Source organism: Flavobacterium sp. F52 (assembly GCF_000278705.1).
GTDB lineage: Bacteria > Bacteroidota > Bacteroidia > Flavobacteriales > Flavobacteriaceae > Flavobacterium > Flavobacterium anhuiense.
On the sequence record NZ_AKZQ01000042.1, the window covers coordinates 14,245 to 30,774 of the forward strand.

Below are 16,530 nucleotides of genomic sequence, written 5' to 3' on the forward strand. Positions count from 1 at the left end.
AAGCACCGCCAAATATCTCTAAAGCTTACTTCCTCCAACGCTTTTACCAAATATTTGTGCAATTTGAACTAACAATTTAAAAAAGAAAACATGAAAAAAGTAATCATTTTAATCGCTGTAATTTTTGTCGCTATTCAGTTTTTTCGACCAGAAAAAAACATTTCTGAAAAGTCAAATTTTAATTCTATCGAAAAACAACACGCAGTTCCAAAAAGTGTTGGCTTGATCTTAAAAACGAGTTGTTACGATTGTCATTCCAACAATACTAAGTATCCTTGGTATAACAATATTCAACCTATAGCCTGGTGGCTAAACGACCATGTTGTTGAGGGAAAAAGAGAGTTGAATTTTGATGAGTTTAATAGATATTCTTTAGAAAAGAAAAAGAAAAAACTTAGTGAAATAATAGATGAAATTGAAAAAAAAGACATGCCTCTTTATTCCTATACAATAGTTCACTCAAACACTAAACTTTCACTAACCCAACAAAAAGAAGTAAATGATTGGGCAAAAAAACTAAAAGACAGTTTGGATTTAAAGTAAATATCAGATAGACTTTTCTCTAAAAAAATATTCGTTTTGCATTTTTTAAAAAGAAAAAGATACAAAACGAATATTTTTAAATGTTAGAACACAATTCAAGATTTACATTTAACATTTGACTAAAATTAAACTTAATCGTGGTTTTCTATTTGCTTGTAAGCATCAATTACCTTTTTAACCAATCTGTGGCGAACGATATCTTTATCATCTAGATAAATAATTCCGATACCTTCAATGTCTTTTAGAACCAAAAGCGCTTCTTTAAGACCAGAAATTGTTCTTCTTGGCAAATCGACTTGACCTGGATCACCAGTAATCATGAATTTTGCATTTTTCCCCATACGGGTCAAAAACATTTTCATTTGCGAGTGTGTGGTATTCTGAGCCTCGTCAAGAATTACAAAAGCATTGTCAAGAGTTCGTCCGCGCATGAAAGCTAGAGGTGCAATCTGGATAATTCCTTTCAGAATATAATCTTCCAATTTTTCGTTTGGAATCATATCTCGCAATGCATCATAAAGCGGTTGCATGTAAGGATCAAGTTTTTCCTTCATATCTCCAGGCAAGAAACCTAGATTTTCACCCGCTTCTACTGCTGGACGCGTCAAAATAATTCTTTTTACTTCTTTGTCCTTCAGCATTTTTACCGCCATAGCGACTCCTGTGTATGTTTTACCAGTTCCAGCGGGACCTACTGCAAAAACCATATCGTTCTTTTTAACGGTATCAACCAGCAATTGCTGATTTGGTGTCATTGCTTTTACAATTTTACCGCCAACACCATGAACTAAGATTTTATCATGATCGTAAGCTCTCTTTTCATCCTGACCATCACTCATTATCACACGCTCAATTACGTTATCGTCAATATTGTTGTAACGTGTAAAGTGAAGCATTAATCTTTGAAATCTTTTTTCGAATTCGTCTAAAACTTCTTTTTCGCCAAATGCTTTTAAAGTTGTCCCTCGCGCTACGATTTTAAGCTTTGGGTAATACTTTTTAATAATTTCTAAATGGCTGTCCTGCGCGCCCCAAAATTCTTTTGGTGCAATATCTACTAGCTCGATTATTCTTTCGTTCAAATGAAGTTGTTTTAAATTAAAATAATTTCTTTTAATATTTAGTGGTTGTCGGGTCTTTTTCTTGGTCACAGTTTTCGGTGGCAGTTTTCAGTTTTTAAGAAAACTGAAAATGAAACTAAGAACTGAGACTTCTGTAACAGCAAGTTAATTTTTTAAAACACAAATTGTCTTTACTTTCTTTCAATTTGTGTTTACTATTATTAGCTTTGCATTTCTCAAATTTAATGAAAATTAGATTTAAATACTATCAATAGTTATAAACAAAAATATGTCAATAATTACCCTTACTACAGACTACGGCTTGAAAGATCACTTTGTGGGGTCGCTGAAGGGTAAAATACTTTCTGAAAACCCAGACGTTCAAATTATTGACATTTCTCATGACATTGATCCCTTTAATACGGCCGAAGCAAGTTATATCATTGGAGCATCTTATTTGAGTTTTCCAAAAGGTACTGTTCATTTAATAGGTGTCGATATTGAGCGCAATAAGGAAAACCAGCACATTGCCATGCAGTGGAATGATCACTACTTTATTTGTGCCGATAATGGAATCTTGAGCATGCTTACGCAGAAAATTGTGCCGCAAAAGATTGTGGCGATTAATATTCACGATCGTTTCCCCATTGAAGCGACAGATCTAGATATCTTTATTCAAGTGGCTTCCCACTTATCTAGAGGCGGTTTGTTGAATGTAATTGGGAAAGAAATTTCGTCTATAAAAGAAGCTACCGAATTGCAGGCTCTTGTTGCAGATGACGGAAATTCTATAAAAGGAAACATCATATATATTGATCATTTTGGAAATGTTGTAACCAATATTTCTAAAAAACAATTCTTAGAAGTTTCGCGCGGACGTCCGTACGAAATTGTGATGAAACCAAAAAGCATCAAAACAATTCTGCCAAATTATTCGGCTATTGCCACTTCTGACAAATATCCGATTAAAACCTATGAAGGAGAAAAACTAGCCATTTTTAATGAAGCAGGGTTTCTTGAAATTGCCATTTTCAGAAGCAATCCTTCTAAAGTGGGTTCTGCAAATAGCCTCCTTGGATTGAATTATCGTGATGTGATTACGATTAAGTTTTCTTAGAAAAATTTTAGATGTCAGATTTTAGATTTGAAAACTTTAAAATTTAGAATTTGGAATTTCTTTATTGGAATTTTACTTTTTTATAAAAACAACAATCAAATTTGGTATTTTTGCGCACCTGTAAGACTTTAGTTAATTCAAAAAAATCTAAAATCAACAATCTAAAATCTAAAATAATAAGATGTTTGTTCGAATAGTAAAAATGAGTTTTCACGAAGAAAAAATTCCTGATTTTCTGGAGAATTTTGAATCGGTGAAAGAAAAAATACGTAATGCAGAAGGAAACCGTTTTTTAGAATTGTATCAGGACAAAAATGATAAATGCATCTTTTTCACTTACAGCTATTGGGAAACCGAAGCCGATTTGGAAAACTATAGAAAATCTGAACTGTTTAATACCGTTTGGGATTTTACAAAAAAACTATTCAATGCAAAACCTGAAGCGTGGAGTGTTGATAAATTGGTTAGCTAAATTAGTTTCAAGTTTAAGGTTTCAAGTTATTTAACTGAATCTAAAAATTGGAACGATTTAACCGCAAAGCACGCAAAGCTATTATTTTTAAGATGCTTTTTAAAACGCTAAGTTCGCAAGGCGTTGCGAAAAAACTTTGCGAACTTAGCGTAAAACCTTGCGTCCTTTGCGGTTAAAAAACAAACACAAAGTAAAGGAACTTGAAACGTGAAACATGAAACAAAAAATAATTAAACTTATACATGAAATCAATCATTTTACGAGAAATAAAATCCTTTTTTGGTTCTCCTATTGGCTACTTGGTCATTGCAATATTCTTAATTAGCAATGGACTTTTTTTATGGGTCTTTGAAGGAGATTATAATATCCTAAATACAGGTTACGCCGATTTAACTCCGTTTTTCACATTGGCGCCATGGATTCTGATTTTCTTAATTCCAGCCGTAACCATGAGAAGTTTCTCTGACGAAAAAAAACAAGGAACTTTAGAATTGTTATTGACAAAACCTTTGTCCATCTGGGAAATCGTAAACGGTAAATTCTTCGGTTCATTTTTACTGATTATTTTAGCGATTATTCCAACTTTGATTTATGTAAAAGTAATCTCAGATTTAGGTTCACCTGAAGGTAACATTGACATGGGAAGCACAATTGGCTCTTATTTCGGATTGTTGTTTTTAATTGCTTCTTATTCAGCAATCGGAATCTTTACTTCTACCCTTTCAGAAAATCAGATTGTGGCTTTTATTGTGGCCGTTTTTCTTTGCTTTTTCTTTTATTTTGGCTTTGAAGGTCTGAGTTCACTAATTCCAGGTTCAAACAATTTCATTTCGGTTTTAGGAATGCAGAATCACTTTAAAAGTATGAGTCGTGGTGTAATTGATACTCGCGACATTATTTACTTTTTAAGCATTGCCATTGCTTTTTTGTCTTTTACTGTTTACCAATTAAAATCTTATAAAGCCTAATGAAACCATCTATAAAGCAAAATTTAAAAACATTAGGTATTACTATTTTCATTTTAGTAGTTTTAAATGTACTTGGAACTCTATTTTTCCATCGTTTTGATTTAACGAAAGATAAACGTTATACGTTATCTCCAACTTCGTTAGGCATTATAAAACAAGTTCAAAATCCGCTTTCTATTAAGATTTATATGGCCGGAGATCTTCCAGCCGATTTCAGACGTTTACAGCAGGAAACCAAACAATTACTAGAAGAATTTCAAGCCTATAATAGCAATATTGTTTTCGAATTTGTTGATCCGCTAGAAAATGAAGATGAAAGCGAAGAACTGACAAAATCACTTTTCCAAAAAGGATTAACTCCTGTAAACATTACAGTTGATGATAAAGGAAAACAATCTCAAGCTATGGTTTTCCCATGGGCTGTTGCAGTTTACAATAACAAAGAAGTTAATATTCCATTATTAAAAAACATAATGGGAGCTTCTACTACGCAAAAAGTAATTGGATCTATTCAGCATTTAGAATATTCAATTGCTGATGCCGTAAATAAAGTGACTAAAAATAAACAGAAAAAAGTTGCCATCATAAAAGGAAATGGCGAATTAAACGAAATTCATATCGCCAAAATGCTGATGCAGATTCGTGAGAGTTATTTTATTGGACCTTTTACTTTAGATTCTGTTGCAAAAGATCCAAACGGAACTTTAAATGCGTTGAAAAAATATGATTTAGCTATTATTTCTAAACCAACAGAAAAATTCTCCGATGAAGAAAAAGAAGTTCTGGATCAGTTTATTATGAATGGCGGAAAAACCATTTGGCTGATTGATCAAGTTGCGGCTGATATGGACAGTTTATACAACGATGCGGGTGCGACTTTAGCTTATCCGAGAGATTTAAATCTAAACGACATGTTCTTTAAATACGGATTCAGAATTAATCCTGATTTGATAAAAGACGAATACGGAAGTCCTATAAAACTGGCAACTGGCGAGCAAGGAAGCGCAACGCAATATCAGGATTTTATCTGGAAATTTGCTCCACAGGTTTATCCAAAGAGCCAGCATCCTATTGTTAAAAATCTTGGCGGAATTAAGTTTGATTTTGCCAACCCAATTGATACGTTGAAAAACGGAATCAAAAAAACAGTTTTATTGCAGTCTTCTCAATATTCTAAAACTATCGGAACACCAGCAGAAATCAATCTGAATATGGTTACTGAAAAATCAACTCCGCAAGATTATTTGAATAAAGGGAATCAGAACCTTGCCGTTTTGTTAGAAGGCTCTTTCCATTCTGCTTTTGAAAACCGAGTTTTGCCTTTCAAAGACAATTCGTTTACAGCAAAAGGAAAACCGAACAAAATGATTGTTATTGCTGACGGAGACATTGCAAAAAACCAATTGGACAAAAACATGATGCCAGTCGAACTAGGTTACGACCAAAGAACTGGAAATTTATACGACAATAAAGACTTTATCATGAATTGCATCAATTATCTTCTTGATGATACAGGACTTATTAACATTAGAAGCAAAGATGTAGAACTACCATTATTAGACAAAGAAAAAGTTTACGAGAGCTATACTCAGACTCAATTCATAACTATCGGAGTACCAATTCTAATTTTAACCGTTTTTGGACTTGTATTTACTTTTGTAAGAAAAAGAAAATACAGTAAATAGATGTTAATAAAAAAATGTAATACTTTGGATAGTTTAAGATATATTTGTAATCCGTATATTTAGCCCTTTATTTGCTAAAGCATCCATCAAAAAATAAAATAAAACAGATGAAATTTATAGTATCGAGTTCGTACTTATTAAAACAATTACAAGTTTTAGGTAGTGTAATCAATAGTAATAATACGTTGCCTATTTTAGACAACTTCTTATTTGAACTAAACAATAATGAGTTGACCGTTTCGGCTTCAGATCTTGAAACGACAATGTCGGCTACATTATCGATCGATTCTACAAGTAAAGGAAGTGTAGCAGTTCCAGCTAAGCTTTTACTTGAAATTTTAAAAACTTTCCCAGAGCAGCCGTTAACTTTTACTGTTGAAGACAACAATACAGTAGAAATTAGCTCAAATTCAGGTAAATATGCACTGGCTTACGCAGCTGGAGAAGAATTTCCTAAAGCAGTAAGTCTTGAAGATCCATCTGTAACGCTTGTTCCTGCAGAAGTTTTGGCAACTGCGGTAAGCAAAACCATTTTTGCTGCTGGAAACGATGATTTACGTCCGGTAATGTCTGGAGTTTTCTTCCAGTTCTCGCCAGAGGGATTAATTTTCGTAGCTACAGATGCTCATAAATTGGTAAAATATGCACGTACAGATGTAAAAGCATCTCAAGTTGCAGATTTTATTATGCCTAAAAAACCTTTAAATATTTTGAAAAGTATTTTAGGAACTTCTGATGCTGAAGTGAAAATCGAATACAACGATTCAAATGCGACTTTCTCATTTGACAACTATATCTTAATGTGTCGTTTAATTGATGGAAAATACCCGAACTACGAAGCGGTAATTCCAAAGGAAAACCCAAACAAATTAATGATTGACCGTTCTTTATTCTTAAGTTCAGTTAAACGTGTTGCGATTTTCTCTAACAAAACTACACACCAAATTCGTTTAAAAATTGCAGGAGCAGAATTAAACGTATCTGCAGAAGACATCGATTACTCAAACAAAGCAGAAGAAAGATTGACTTGTGATTATCAAGGAGATGATTTACAAATTGGCTTCAACTCTCGTTTCTTAACAGAGATGCTGACTAACCTTCAATCTGACATGATTATGCTTGAAATGTCATTACCAAACAGAGCTGGTATTTTAACTCCAGTTGATGGTTTAGAAGAAGGAGAAACAGTTACTATGCTTGTAATGCCTGTAATGTTAAATAGTTAACATTAAAGTTTCTTTCTGTTACAGGGATATTTTTTAGTTTTAAATAAAAGATATATCATTGTAAAAAAAAAGATATCGCTATTAACCAACCATTTTTTATACCTAGAAACCGCAATTCCTATAAAGAGTTGCGGTTTTTTATTTAGGATTATTTTGAGTTTCAAGTTTCAGGTTTCAAGTTGATATACTATGAGTATAATTTTTACCGCAAAGAACTCTAAGATTCACGCAAAGTGCGCTAAGCTTTCTTTCCTGTAAGTCTTTATAAAGTATAAAAGTTCGCAAAGCTTTGTGTGCTTAGCATTCTAAAAAAATCTTAAATATAAAACTTAGCGAACTTTGCGTGAACCTTTGTGCACTTTGCGTTCCAAAACAATTCTAAAAAAAACTTTGCGTAAAATCTTAGCGCACTTTGCGGTTAGAAAAACACAAAGCATATCAACTTGAAACCTGAAACTTTAAACCTGAAACAATTTTTTTTCCGTAATTTTGTAAAATGAAAATAGAAATTTGGTCGGACATCATGTGTCCGTTTTGTTATATCGGAAAAAGACAATTGGAAACTGCACTTGCAGTATTTCCTAATGACGAATTTGAAATTGAATGGAAAAGCTTTCAGCTAGATCCAACAATCACATCTCAGCCTGATATGGATGTTTATACGTTCTTAGCAGAAAGAAAAGGCATGTCGATTGAACAATCTAAAGAAATGCACAAAGGAGTTGCAGAACGCGCTAAAAGTGTTGGTTTAGATTATAATTTTGATAAAGCTGTTATCTCTAATTCTTTAAACGCCCACAGAATTATTCAATTGGCTAAAACGAAAAATATAGGCGACAGAATGGAAGAGATTTTCTTTAAAGCCTACTTTACTGATGGACGAGATTTAAACGATGGTCCAACTTTAATAGAATTGGGAATTCAAGCTGGTTTGAAAGAAGAAGAAATTAGAGAAGTCCTTGAAAGCGATTCTTTATTTCTAAAACAAGTTGAGTCGGATATTAAAGAAGCAGGTGAAATTGGCGTGCAAGGAGTTCCATTTTTTGTATTCGATAGAAAATATGCTGTTTCGGGTGCACAACCTGTAGAAACATTTGTAAAAACGATTCAGGAAGTTCTGAAATAAATTATAAATCTTATCTAACCTAAAAGCGTGCTGTTTATATTTAAACAGCACGCTTTTATTATTTAGTCTTTCAATAAAACTAAAAATTAATGTCCACCTCTACCTTTAGAATCGTTAGATTTTGTGGTGCTTTTTCCTCTAGAACCAGAAGTTGATTTTTGAGCTTTTCCAGAATCTTTCATTCCAGATTTCGAATCTTTTCTTGAAGTTTCCATGATAAATAATTTTTTAAATAATTAATATACACAAATTTGCAAAATGTGTAAGTCCTTATTTTACATAATTATATTTGATTTTTACAAAATGAGAAGCACAGAAAAATCCTTTTTAAAATAAATCATATAAAAATTAAATCGAATCTTATAAATTTTTCAAGTTTCTAATTTTCAAATTTGTATATATCATTTTATGATAACCATTTACTAATTTAAAATAGCAGACATGAGAACAGATAAAGACAACAGAAAAACTGCAAAATTAAATGATTATAAATGCAGTAAACCAGATCATGTTGATACAGCGCATGAAAATGAAGCAATGGATGATGAATTTACTTCGGGAGAAAATCCTGATACGAATTACAGAAAATATTGCAGTCATTTTGAAGACTCCTATGAAATCATAGAAAGCGGACTTAATCTAGCTGAAGACAATACTCCTTATCCTACTTATGATGATGCTAATCCTTATAACAGTTATAATTTAGATAACGAAGATGATAAATATAACTGTCCTCCTTACAGAAATTTTGAATATTAAAAATTCTCCAAGAAACTATGTCGCCAAAAAATGATCAAGAAGTTATGAATGAATACTTGTCTAATGAGAGAACCTTATTAGCATGGATTCGTACAGGAATTGGGATAATGGTTTTCGGGTTTGTTGCAGTAAAATTTTCATTATTTTTAAAACAGCTTCCAGCAAAATATATAGCCGAGACGGTTCCGCCAAATAGTAATTTCACTATTTATTTAGGCATCGGTTTGTTGATTGCCGGCGCAATGACTATTCTGCTCTCCTATTTGCGTTATGTTCGCACCATCAAATTATTAAAAAAAGGAAAGTATCAATATTCAACCGCAATGCTTACCTTTATAACAATGATGCTTTTTGTACTGAGCATATCACTTATAGCTTATCTAATTATAGCAGCAAGCACATAAAAAAATTATCTAATTGCTAAATTTTCTAATTATCTAATTAAAAAATGAATCCGCCACTATTGCAATTTAATGACAAAGGAATCTACTGCCAGCAGGCCGACGTATATCTTGATCCGTGGCGACCAGTAAAAAATGCTATCATTACCCATGGACATTCTGATCATGCCAGATGGGGACATCAAAACTATATTACCCATTACTCAAATATTCCAATTATGAAACATCGACTGGGGGAAATTAATGTTTCAGGAAAAAATTGGAATGAAACTTTTACGATAAATGGAGTGACATTTTCTTTTCATCCTGCAGGCCATATTATTGGTTCTGCCCAAATAAGGGTTGAATACAAAGGTGAAATTTGGGTTTTTACTGGAGATTACAAAACAGAAGATGACGGAATTTCTGTCCCGTACGAAGTGGTAAGATGCCATTCTTTTATAACTGAATGCACCTTTGGCCTTCCCGCTTTTAAATGGGAACCGCAAGCTGATGTCATGACAGAAATAAATAATTGGTGGGCTGAGAATCGCGCAGAAGGAAAAACTTCTGTACTATTTGGATATTCTTTAGGAAAGGCGCAGCGATTACTAAAAAATCTAGACACAAGCATTGGACCAATATACACACATGGCGCTATCGAAAATATGACCAATATTGTGCGTCCGCAAATCGATTTGCCACCTACAATTAGAGTCACTACTGAAACCAAGAAAGAAGATTTACTCGGCAGCATTGTAATTGCTCCGCCAAGCGCACATGGAAGCACTTGGATTAGAAAAATGACTCCTTTTGTAACTGGAACAGCAAGTGGCTGGATGGCTTTTCGCGGAGCCAGACGCAGACGTGCCGTGGATCGTGGTTTTGTCCTAAGCGACCATTGCGATTGGACAGGTTTATTGGAAAGTATAAAAGCAACAGGAGCTGAAAAAGTAATCTGCACTCATGGATATTCAGATATATTTTCGAGATACTTAAGAGAATTAGGTTATGATGCCAGAACAGCACATACACAATACGAAGGGGAAATCAATGATACTGATGAAAGTTAAATTCCAAAATAAGCAAATTCCAAATTCCTAAACCAACAAACAGCTTTCAACCCTCAACTGAATTTAAAATGAAAAACTTTGCCGAGCTTATAAAAACCTTAGATACTTCTAATAAAACATCGGTAAAAGTTGATGCGTTGACTAATTATTTTCTAAAGGCAAGTGACGAAGACAAAGTCTGGACAATTGCTATTCTTTCGCATCGTCGTCCGCCACGGCCTGTCAATACTACCTTATTGCGTTTATGGGCAAATGAATTGGCAAATATTCCGCTTTGGCTATTTGAAGAAAGTTATCATATTGTGGGCGATTTGGCTGAAACTATTGCGTTGGTTATTCCGACTACAAAAGAGCATTCCGATAAAAGTCTGACCGAATTTCTACAGGAAATAATCGCTTTAAAAAAGAAAACCGATTTCGAGAAAAAAGAATATCTGCAAACCAATTGGCTTAATTTAAATTATTACGAAAGATTCGTTTTCACGAAGTTAATAACGGGAAGTTTCAGAATTGGCTTAAGTCAGAAACTGATGACGCGAGCACTTTCTAAAGCTGAAAATATTGATGAAGATACACTAGCTTACAAATTAATGGGCGATTGGAATCCGAATACGATTACGTTTCAGGAATTGATTTTGGATGAAAGAAACAGTGATTATTTATCCAAACCTTATCCGTTTTATTTGGCTTATCCAATTGAAGGCGAACTGGAAAGTTTAGGAAATCCCGAAGATTGGAGCGCCGAACATAAATGGGACGGGATACGATCACAGACTATTATCCGCGACAACGAGATTTACGTTTGGAGCCGTGGAGAAGAATTAGTAACCGATAAATATCCAGAATTTCAATCTTTCGTCGGAAATATTCCAGACGGAACCGTTATTGATGGCGAGATTCTTCCATTTATAAACAATCAAATTGGGACATTTAATGATTTGCAAACCCGAATTGGCCGTAAAAATGTATCAGCTTCGGTTTTAAAAAATACGCCTGTTATTATTAAAGCTTATGATTTATTGGAATGGCAGGGAAATGATATTCGGAATCTGCCTTACGAAGAACGTCGTACATTGTTAGAAGGACTATTTACGACTTTAATTGGAAAAGAAATTCCGCTACAACTATCTGAAAGATTTAATTTTTCTATTTGGGAAGACGTCACAGAAGAAAGATTAAAGTCACGCGAAATGAGAAGCGAAGGTTTGATGCTGAAACGAAAAGATTCTCCATATTTAGTCGGAAGAAAAAAAGGCGATTGGTGGAAATGGAAAATTGAACCTTTAACTATAGACGCCGTCCTCACCTACGCCATGCGCGGACACGGAAGACGATCTAATTTATTTACCGATTATACTTTTGCCCTTTGGCAGGAAAATGAAAATAAAGAACGTGAACTCGTCACTTTCGCAAAAGCGTATTCCGGTTTAACCGATGCCGAATTTAGAATGGTAGACGATTTCATAAAAAAGAATACTTTAGAACGATTTGGTCCAGTAAGAAGCGTTACGCCACAATTGGTTTTTGAAATTGGTTTCGAAGGAATTGCGCTTTCCAAAAGACATAAAAGCGGAGTTGCAACCCGTTTTCCGCGAATTTTAAGATGGAGACATGATAAAAAAATTGAAGATGCCAATTCGATAGAAGATTTAAAAAACATGATTTCATAATGAACAGAGAGCAGTTATTTACCATAGCCAACAATTGGTTTGAAAGTCAGGGATGGAAACCTTTTCCGTTTCAGACACAGACTTGGACTGCTTTTTTGCAGGGAAAAAATGGTTTGTTAAATGCTCCAACCGGAAGTGGAAAAACCTATGCGCTCTGGCTTCCTATCATTTTAAATTACATCAAAGAAAATCCGAATTATAAAACCAAACATAACTCAGGATTAAAAGCGATTTGGATCACACCTTTACGCTCTTTATCTGTCGAAATAAAACAAGCAGCAGAAAGAGTACTTACAGATTTAGATATTCCAATGACTGTCGGAATTCGTTCAGGAGATACTTCTTCTGCCGAACGTGCCAAACAAAAAAACAAAATGCCTGATTTGCTGATTACAACTCCCGAAAGTCTACAATTACTTTTAGCAACGAAAGGTTATGCTAATATTTTTAAAAACTGCAGTTCAATTGTAATTGACGAATGGCACGAATTATTAGGAACAAAAAGGGGCGTCCAAGTGGAATTGGCATTATCGCGGCTAAAAGCAATTTCTAAAAACATTCGCATTTGGGGAATCTCAGCCACAATTGGAAATTTACAGCAAGCCCAAGAGGTTTTACTTGGGGTTGATTCTGAGGCCTACCATAATTCTGTCTTAATCAAAGCCGTCATTAATAAAAAAATAAAAGTTGTTTCCATTATTCCTGAAAAAATGGATACTTATCCGTGGCGCGGACACATGGGATTACATCTGATTGATGAAGCGGCAAAAATTATAAAAGCCAGCAAAACGACACTTATTTTTACCAATGTTCGTTCAGCTTGCGAAATTTGGTATCAAAGATTATTAGAAAAATATCCCGAATTTGCTGGTGAAATGGCCATGCATCACGGAAGCATTGACCGAGAAACCAGACTTTGGGTAGAAAACGCCATTCGAAATGAAGAATTAAAAGTGGTGGTCTGCACTTCGAGTTTAGATTTGGGAGTTGACTTTGCGCCTGTCGAATCAATTATTCAGGTCGGCGGTCCAAAAGGTGTTGCCCGTTTTATGCAGCGTGCCGGACGAAGCGGGCATCAACCCGGAAAAGAAAGCGTTATTTATTTCCTTGCTACTCATGCTATTGAATTAATAGAAGCTTCTGCTTTGAAAAAAGCGGTTGAAAACAGCGTCATAGAAGATCGCGTTCCCTATTTGAATAGTTGGGATGTTTTGGTGCAATATTTAAACACGCTCGCAGTTTCTGAAGGATTTTATCCCAATCAAATTTTAAAAGAAATTCAAGGAACTTTCAGCTATCAAACTATAAGCAACGAAAATTGGAACTGGATTTTAAATTTTATTACCCAAGGAAGCCAAAGCCTTCACGCCTATGACGAATTTAAAAAAGTTGAAATTGATGAAAATGGCTGTTATAAAATAAGTAGCAGAATGATTGCCATGCATCACAGAATGCAAATTGGAACTATTGTTGGCGATGCTGTGATGAATGTCAAATATGTCAGTGGTGGTTATATTGGTACAATTGAAGAATGGTTTATATCGAAACTAAAACCTGGAGATACTTTTATTTTTGCTGGAAAAAAACTGGAATTGTTCAAAATCAGAAATATGCAGGTTTTGGTAAAAAAAGCGAGTCCGAAAAAAGAATCTAAAATTGCGAGCTGGATGGGCGGCCGATTGGCGTTGTCTTCGCAGATGAGCGAATTGCTTCGAAAAGAATTATACCGAGCTAATACAGACAATCTTTCGCCAGAATTAAAGGCTTTACAGCCTTTATTCAAAAGACAGCGAAAAGAGTCTATTGTGCCAAGTTCAGATGAATTTTTAATCGAAACGTTTAGAACCCGCGAAGGATTTCATGCTATTTTTTATCCGTTTGAAGGACGTTTTGTGCACGAGGCTTTAGCTAGTTTATTGGCATTTAGAATTAGTTTATTGCAATCAATCACTTTTTCTTTGGCGTATAATGACTACGGATTTGAATTGCTTTCCGATCAGGAAATTGATATCGAAGCAGTTTTAGACAATAATCTATTTTCAACCGAATATGTTCATCATGATTTGCAGAAAAGCTTGAATTCAACCGAAATGGCGAGAAGAAAATTTAGAGATATCGCAGTAATTTCAGGATTAGTTTTTACGGGTTTTCCAGGAAAAATGGTTAAGACCAAACATTTGCAAAGCGGGTCGCAATTGCTTTTCGAAGTCTTCAGAGATTTTGAACCCGATAATTTATTATTGCATCAAGCTTATCGCGAAACCTTTGAACATCAATTAGAAGAAGGACGTTTGACTTTAGCATTAGAAAGAATTGCCGATCAGAAAATCATCTGGAAACAATGCTTAAAGCCAACTCCTTTTAGTTTTCCTATCATTACCGATCGATTAAGAGAAAAGCTTTCGAGTGAAACTCTTGCAGAAAGAATTCAAAAAATGACCGCTTCCTATATGAAATAACAGCTTATGAAAATTCAGATAAAAAACGAAAATTTTATACTTCATCCAAGCGGAGCTGTTTATTGGGAATCAAAAAAAATAATTATCATTTCTGATGTGCATTTAGGAAAAGTAACGCATTTTAGAAAACACGGAATCGCTATTCCACAAAGTGCGGTGTCAGAAAATTTCAAAAAAATCACAGAAGTTCTAGATTATTTTCTTCCCGAAAAAATCATTTTCTTAGGAGACTTATTCCATAGCGCAAAAAATGCAGAATGGGATTTATTTGAAGAATGGATTTCCAAACATAATCAAGAGGCATATTTAATAGCAGGAAATCACGATATAATTGACCAGAAGCATTATTATGAAATTGGAATTCTTGTTGTTGATTCTTTAGAAATGGATCATTTTCTTTTAACCCATCATCCGACAGAAAAAGAAGATTTCTTTAACTTTTCGGGGCATATTCATCCAGGAATAATTTTACGCGGATTAGGGCTTCAAAGTTTAAAACTGAGATGTTTTTTTCAAAAAAGCAATCAAATGATATTGCCTGCTTTTGGAGAATTTACGGGAAAATTTATTATGAAACCTGAGGAAGATCATAATGTTTATGCTATAGCTGGCAATGAAGTTATTTTAATAAATAAAAACAATTGAAAACCATCCGATGCTTTTATTTACAAACATTTAAAACAATCTGTTTAAAGTTGTATTTAAAGTATAATCAAAAAACCCAACAGGTTTAAAAAACCCGTCGGATTAGCAACACAATTAAATTTGAATTGCCTCCAGCTTTAGCTGGAGTTAAATGATTTGCAATACAGAAGACTTTAGCCAAATCGCAATTTTTGCTAAAGCCTTTTTAAGAATTTAATTTAAAATTCCCCAGCTAAAATTAGGAAACAATTTTTAATAAAACCTCTCCTTCTAGAAGCGCGAACAATCTTACTTTTCAGTTTTTCTCTAAACATCACAAAATAAGCATTATTCATTTTTTTTTAACATAAATCTCCTCAAAAACATGTAATTATACATTTTTCAATCAAAAAGGTTAAATTTTATGTTTGTTTTCATTTTAGTATTTCTTTTCTCAACATCCAATTTAAATTTATATATTTGAAAGAGAAAATTCCAAATTTATAGCAAATGCAAAACAACTTACTAGGTGTCTTAAAAGAGCACGAAAACAAATTATTAACTATCTGGTCTCAAATTCTTTTAGATGGAGGATCTGAAGATGGAGCGATGGAAGAAGAAGAGTCAAAAGAATTTGCTTCTCTCTTTTTAAGTGTATTGGCTAAGTCTGATGAAAAATACGAAAACTCACAAGAGTTTGAAAAAGTTCAGGATTTAATTGTCGGGATTTCATCTTCAAGAGGAAAACGCGGTTTTTCACCTAGAGAAAATGCTCAATATTTAATTTCATTTAAAGAAGCGTGCTCACAAGTTTTGTCTGAATTGATTCAAGAACCTGAGAAGCTTTATGATGCAAATCTAAAGCTGAATGCTATTTTAGACAACATGATGATTATGACTTTTGAAGCTTTCATGAAAGGAAGAGAAGACGTAATCTCAAGACAAATTGATGAAATCAGCGAAATTTCAACTCCAGTAATTACAGTATGGGACGGAATTGTTGCCTTGCCAATTATTGGAACGCTAGACAGTTCAAGAACTCAGACAGTGATGGAAAGCCTTTTGCAACAGATTGTTGACACAGGAAGTTCTATCGCTATTTTGGATATTTCTGGTGTTCCAGCAGTAGATTCTCTAGTAGCACAGCACCTTATTAAAACGGTAAGTGCAACCCGTTTAATGGGAGCAGAATGTATTATCAGCGGAATTCGTCCTGAAATTGCGCAAACTGTGGTGCATTTAGGAATCGATTTAAGCGGTATAACCACCAAAGCTTCACTTGCAAGCGCCTTACAAACAGCTTTCGAAATGCTTCAGTTAGCTGTTGTAAAAAGAAAGAAAATTGTAGAATAAAAAGATTTAAGCTT

General features: G+C 34.0%; 16 protein-coding genes. 14 read left to right on the top strand and 2 right to left on the bottom strand.

What is annotated here, in order from left to right; all coding sequences use genetic code 11:
* Positions 1 to 90: 90 nt before the first annotated feature.
* Positions 91 to 543, top strand: coding sequence for a heme-binding domain-containing protein (locus tag FF52_RS21810; RefSeq protein ID WP_008469027.1), 453 nt, complete (start codon positions 91 to 93; stop codon positions 541 to 543).
* A 131-nt stretch (positions 544 to 674) separates the two neighbouring features.
* Here FF52_RS21810 and FF52_RS21815 read toward each other — a convergent pair whose 3' ends face one another.
* Entirely contained in the window at positions 675 to 1,625 is a 951-nt protein-coding gene (locus tag FF52_RS21815; RefSeq protein WP_008469028.1) for a PhoH family protein, read from the bottom strand.
* A gap of 268 nt (positions 1,626 to 1,893) precedes the next feature.
* On the opposite strand from FF52_RS21815, the gene FF52_RS21820 reads away from it, so the two are divergent.
* The 6 genes from FF52_RS21820 (at position 1,894) to FF52_RS21845 (ending at position 8,198) form a co-directional block, all read left to right on the top strand.
* Positions 1,894 to 2,721: an SAM hydrolase/SAM-dependent halogenase family protein gene (locus tag FF52_RS21820; protein ID WP_008469029.1), complete on the top strand. Its 828-nt coding sequence runs from the start codon at positions 1,894 to 1,896 to the stop codon at positions 2,719 to 2,721.
* Positions 2,722 to 2,902: 181 nt separating this feature from the next.
* Positions 2,903 to 3,193 carry a putative quinol monooxygenase gene (locus FF52_RS21825; protein WP_008469030.1) on the top strand — a complete coding sequence of 97 codons (291 nt, stop codon included), beginning with the start codon at positions 2,903 to 2,905 and terminating at the stop codon, positions 3,191 to 3,193.
* A 242-nt stretch (positions 3,194 to 3,435) separates the two neighbouring features.
* A complete protein-coding gene (gene gldF, locus FF52_RS21830) occupies positions 3,436 to 4,161 on the top strand; it encodes a gliding motility-associated ABC transporter permease subunit GldF (RefSeq protein WP_008469031.1) in 726 nt (241 codons plus the stop codon).
* Positions 4,161 to 5,846, top strand: a complete 1,686-nt coding sequence (gldG, locus tag FF52_RS21835; protein ID WP_008469032.1) for a gliding motility-associated ABC transporter substrate-binding protein GldG — start codon at positions 4,161 to 4,163, stop codon at positions 5,844 to 5,846. The genes gldF and gldG overlap by 1 nt, the downstream gene beginning before the upstream one ends.
* Positions 5,847 to 5,953: 107 nt before the next feature.
* Entirely contained in the window at positions 5,954 to 7,072 is a 1,119-nt protein-coding gene (gene dnaN / locus FF52_RS21840; RefSeq protein WP_008469033.1) for a DNA polymerase III subunit beta, read from the top strand.
* Positions 7,073 to 7,568: 496 nt separating this feature from the next.
* On the top strand, positions 7,569 to 8,198 hold the full coding sequence (locus tag FF52_RS21845) for a DsbA family oxidoreductase (RefSeq protein ID WP_035692189.1): 630 nt from the start codon (positions 7,569 to 7,571) through the stop codon (positions 8,196 to 8,198).
* Between the two features lie 86 nt (positions 8,199 to 8,284).
* Here the strand turns inward: FF52_RS21845 and FF52_RS23985 are convergent, their stop codons facing one another.
* Positions 8,285 to 8,413, bottom strand: a complete 129-nt coding sequence (locus tag FF52_RS23985; RefSeq protein ID WP_257784745.1) for a hypothetical protein — start codon at positions 8,411 to 8,413, stop codon at positions 8,285 to 8,287.
* 226 nt (positions 8,414 to 8,639) lie between these two features.
* On the opposite strand from FF52_RS23985, the gene FF52_RS21850 reads away from it, so the two are divergent.
* The 7 genes from FF52_RS21850 to FF52_RS21880 all read left to right on the top strand — a co-directional run bounded on the left by FF52_RS21850 (position 8,640) and on the right by FF52_RS21880 (position 16,516).
* A complete protein-coding gene (locus FF52_RS21850; protein ID WP_008469035.1) occupies positions 8,640 to 8,957 on the top strand; it encodes a hypothetical protein in 318 nt (105 codons plus the stop codon).
* A gap of 17 nt (positions 8,958 to 8,974) precedes the next feature.
* Positions 8,975 to 9,361 (top strand): YidH family protein, encoded by a 387-nt coding sequence (locus FF52_RS21855; RefSeq protein WP_008469038.1) that lies wholly within the window; start codon positions 8,975 to 8,977, stop codon positions 9,359 to 9,361.
* A 44-nt stretch (positions 9,362 to 9,405) separates the two neighbouring features.
* Positions 9,406 to 10,410, top strand: a complete 1,005-nt coding sequence (locus FF52_RS21860; RefSeq protein ID WP_008469040.1) for a ligase-associated DNA damage response exonuclease — start codon at positions 9,406 to 9,408, stop codon at positions 10,408 to 10,410.
* A gap of 68 nt (positions 10,411 to 10,478) precedes the next feature.
* Entirely contained in the window at positions 10,479 to 12,080 is a 1,602-nt protein-coding gene (locus tag FF52_RS21865) for an ATP-dependent DNA ligase (protein WP_008469042.1), read from the top strand.
* Complete coding sequence (locus FF52_RS21870) at positions 12,080 to 14,539, top strand: ligase-associated DNA damage response DEXH box helicase (RefSeq protein ID WP_008469044.1); 2,460 nt, start codon at positions 12,080 to 12,082, stop codon at positions 14,537 to 14,539. The genes FF52_RS21865 and FF52_RS21870 overlap by 1 nt, the downstream gene beginning before the upstream one ends.
* 6 nt (positions 14,540 to 14,545) lie before the next feature.
* Positions 14,546 to 15,184: a ligase-associated DNA damage response endonuclease PdeM gene (pdeM, locus tag FF52_RS21875; RefSeq protein ID WP_008469045.1), complete on the top strand. Its 639-nt coding sequence runs from the start codon at positions 14,546 to 14,548 to the stop codon at positions 15,182 to 15,184.
* Positions 15,185 to 15,673: 489 nt separating this feature from the next.
* A complete protein-coding gene (locus FF52_RS21880; RefSeq protein ID WP_008469046.1) occupies positions 15,674 to 16,516 on the top strand; it encodes an STAS domain-containing protein in 843 nt (280 codons plus the stop codon).
* Positions 16,517 to 16,530 lie beyond the last annotated feature (14 nt).